This window comes from Pseudomonas sp. P1_F1_2, from assembly GCF_056405815.1.
In genome coordinates, this window is sequence record NZ_JBFUBK010000038.1 from 52,631 (window position 1) to 55,951 (window position 3,321).

Genomic DNA, 3,321 nt, shown 5'->3' on the forward strand with positions numbered 1-3,321 from the left:
CACAGGAATAGTGTCGTTCACAGGAGTGCGCTTCGACACCTATTCCTGTGGGAGCCGGGCTTGCCCGCGATGGCGTCCTGAGAGGCAGCGACTGTCGTGGGCCTTAGCGCAAAAACGCCTGGCGATAGTCCCCAGGCGTCCCACCCAATGCCTGCCGAAACCGATTGGTGAAATGACTGGCGCTGGCAAACCCGCAGGCCAATGCAATCTCCCCCAACGGCTGCGACGTCGAGCGCAGCAACTCCCTTGCCCGGCTCAGTCTTCGCGCCAACACATATTGATGCGGCGGCAAGCCGAAGCTTTCTCTGAACATCCGCGCAAAATGGTATTCCGATAACGCGCACAGCGCGGCCAATTGCCCAAGGCTGATGGCCTCCGCCAACTGGTTGTCGATGAACTCCACCAACTGCCGCCGCTGATGCGCGGCCAGTCCACCCTTGAGCCGCAAGCCCTCACGCATTCCAACCTGGCCGAGCAACACGTGGCTGAGCATTTCGTGGGCCAGGCTGCTGGTCAGCACGCGTTCGCCGGGTTCGTTCCAGTTGAGGGTGAGCATCTGCCGAAAGCGTCGGGCTTGCGCCGGATCGTCGAGGAAGGTGCCTTCGCGCAATTGCAGTTCGCGCGGTTCACGGTCCAGCAGCGTGACGCAGCCGAGGGCGAATTGTTCGGGGCTGAAATACACGTGGGCCAGGCGAATGTCGCCGTTGATCACCCAACCGGATTGATGCTCGGCGGGCAGAATGCACAACTTGTCGGGGCCGCCCTTGGTGCCGGGTTGGTCGCGGCGAAACGTGCCGGTGCCGCCGGCGATGTAGCACGACAACGTGTGATGACTCGGCGCTTCGTAATCCTGCGCGTCGTGATGGTTGCTCCACAAGGCTGCAGCCATGCCGTCACCGAGCTCGGCGCTGTGCTCAAGGCGAGCATTGGGCGAGCGGTTGAGGGCTTGAAAGACTTGCAGTGTTTCCAGTGCGGGCATGATCGGTTCTCTCCAACGCCTTGCATCCTACTCCGTAGACGTTGGCCTGCCAGCCTCTGCGCCGACAAAAGCGCAAGTTTATGCAAGTGCGGGGCGAGCGGGCGCGGGACACTGAACCTCTATTGAGGAGTGTTTGCCATGAACCTGTCGTTGTACTTGCTGACCGTGCTGATCTGGGGCACCACCTGGATTGCCTTGAAATGGCAACTGGGCGTGGTGGCGATTCCGGTGTCGATCGTCTATCGCTTCGGCCTCGCGGCGCTGGTGCTGTTCGCGATGTTGCTGCTGAGTCGGCGTCTGCAAGTGATGAACCGGCGTGGGCATTTGATCTGTCTGGCGCAGGGGCTGTGCCTGTTCTGCGTCAACTTCATGTGCTTCCTGACGGCCAGCCAGTGGATTCCCAGTGGTTTGGTTGCCGTGGTGTTTTCCACCGCCACCCTGTGGAATGCGCTGAATGCGCGGGTGTTTTTCGGTCAAAAAATCGCTCGCAATGTGTTGATGGGCGGGGCACTGGGGTTGTTCGGGCTTGGCCTGTTGTTCTGGCCGGAACTGGCCGGGCATACCGCCAGCCCGGAAACGCTGCTCGGCCTGGGCCTGGCCTTGCTCGGGACCTTGTGCTTCTCGGCTGGCAACATGCTGTCGAGTTTGCAGCAGAAGGCCGGATTGAAACCGCTGACGACCAACGCCTGGGGTATGGCCTATGGTGCGGCGATGCTGTCGGTATGGTGCCTGGTCAAAGGCATTCCGTTCGACATGGAATGGAACGCGCGCTACATCGGTTCGCTGCTGTACCTGGTAATCCCGGGTTCGGTGATCGGTTTCACCGCTTACCTGACGCTGGTCGGGCGCATGGGCCCGGAGCGCGCGGCGTATTGCACCGTGTTGTTTCCGGTGGTGGCGCTGAATGTGTCGGCGTTTGCCGAAGGCTACCAATGGACCGCGCCGGCGCTGGTGGGGTTGGTGCTGGTGATGCTGGGCAACGTGCTGGTATTTCGTAAACCCAAGGCACCGATGCTGGGGGGAAGTGGAAAACTGGCTTGATCGTACGGGCAGACGTTTGGACACGTCTGCCCGTTTTTCGTCAGCCTTTCCAGACTTGCGGGTTGACCAGGTCTTGCGGCCGCTCGCCCAACAGCGCGCTGCGCAGGTTGGCCAGGGCGCGGTTGGCCATGGCTTCACGGGTTTCGTGGGTGGCCGAGCCGATGTGCGGCAATGTCACGGCGTTTTTCAGTTGGAACAACGGCGACTCGGCCAGCGGTTCTTTTTCGTAGACGTCCAGACCGGCGCCGCGAATGCGGTTGTTTTGCAGCGCTTCGATCAGGGCTGGTTCGTCCACGACCGGGCCGCGTGAGATGTTCACCAGGATGGCGCCGGGTTTCATCAGTGCCAGTTCGCGGTGGCTGATCAGGTGTTTGGTCTTTTCGCTGAGTGGCACCACCAGGCAAACGAAATCGGCTTCGGCCAGCAGTTGATCCAGCGTGCGGAACTGGGCGCCGAGTTGTTGTTCCAGGTCTGTCTTGCGGCTGTTGCCGCTGTAGAGAATCGGCATGTTGAACCCCAGGCGACCGCGACGGGCAATGGCCGCGCCGATGTTGCCCATGCCGACGATGCCTAGGGTTTTGCCGTGCACGTCGGTGCCGAACAGTGGTGCGCCGACGGTGGCTTGCCATTGGCCGGCCTTGGTCCAGGCGTCCAGTTCGGCGACGCGGCGGGCGCTGCTCATGAGCAGGGTGAAGGCGAGGTCGGCGGTGCTTTCGGTGAGGACGTCGGGGGTGTTGGTGAGCATGATCCCGCGTTCGTTGAAGTAGGCGAGGTCGTAGTTGTCGTAGCCGACTGAGACGCTGGAGACGACTTGGAGTTTGGCGGCGGTTTCGAGTTGTGCGCGACCGAGTTTGCGGCCGACGCCGATCAGGCCGTGGGCGTGGGGCAGGGCTTCGTTGAATTGGGCGTTGATGTCGCCGTTTTTCGGGTTTGGCACGATGACTTCGAAGTCTTGCTTGAGGTGTTCGACCATTTCGGGGGTGATGCGGCTGAAGGCGAGGACGGTCTTTTTCATGGGAGGTGGGCTCGTCGGGCTTGGTTTGGCTTGGAGAATGCCAAGCACGCTAACATTCTTTTTCGTGGTTGTGAGCTTTTGAACTTGGCGGCCTTTGGGCCGACCATGTTCTTGTGGGTTGTGTACATATCCGTTTCTGCGGTAACGGCCGCTTAGGGTTTCGCCCTTACGGCGACTCACTTTTTTTTCAAACGCCAAAAAAAAGTAAGCAAAAAAAGGCTCGCCCCGAGCGTCCGGCCCCTCGCTGGGGCTCGGCGTTCCTTCGCTCCGGTATCCCTCCGGGGAC

General features: G+C 61.1%; 3 protein-coding genes. 1 reads left to right on the plus strand and 2 read right to left on the minus strand.

All coding sequences use genetic code 11. From position 1 onward, the window contains the following. Nucleotides 1-103: 103 nt before the first annotated feature. Nucleotides 104-979, minus strand: a complete 876-nt coding sequence (locus AC1D2P_RS13685; RefSeq protein WP_109786083.1) for an AraC family transcriptional regulator — start codon at nt 977-979, stop codon at nt 104-106. Nucleotides 980-1,117: 138 nt separating this feature from the next. On the opposite strand from AC1D2P_RS13685, the gene AC1D2P_RS13690 reads away from it, so the two are divergent. Beyond that, nucleotides 1,118-2,020: a DMT family transporter gene (locus AC1D2P_RS13690; protein WP_046026751.1), complete on the plus strand. Its 903-nt coding sequence runs from the start codon at nt 1,118-1,120 to the stop codon at nt 2,018-2,020. Nucleotides 2,021-2,060: 40 nt separating this feature from the next. On the opposite strand, the gene AC1D2P_RS13695 is transcribed toward AC1D2P_RS13690, so the two are convergent. Next, nucleotides 2,061-3,035, minus strand: a complete 975-nt coding sequence (locus AC1D2P_RS13695) for a 2-hydroxyacid dehydrogenase (protein WP_109786082.1) — start codon at nt 3,033-3,035, stop codon at nt 2,061-2,063. Between the last annotated feature and the right edge of the window lie 286 nt (nt 3,036-3,321).

Excerpts from the sequence above, each read along its gene's own strand:
- AC1D2P_RS13685 (WP_109786083.1), bottom strand. The coding sequence starts at position 979 with ATGCCCGCACTGGAAACACTGCAAGTCTTTCAAGCCCTCAACCGCTCG.
- AC1D2P_RS13690 (WP_046026751.1), top strand. The coding sequence starts at position 1,118 with ATGAACCTGTCGTTGTACTTGCTGACCGTGCTGATCTGGGGCACCACC.
- AC1D2P_RS13695 (WP_109786082.1), bottom strand. The coding sequence starts at position 3,035 with ATGAAAAAGACCGTCCTCGCCTTCAGCCGCATCACCCCCGAAATGGTC.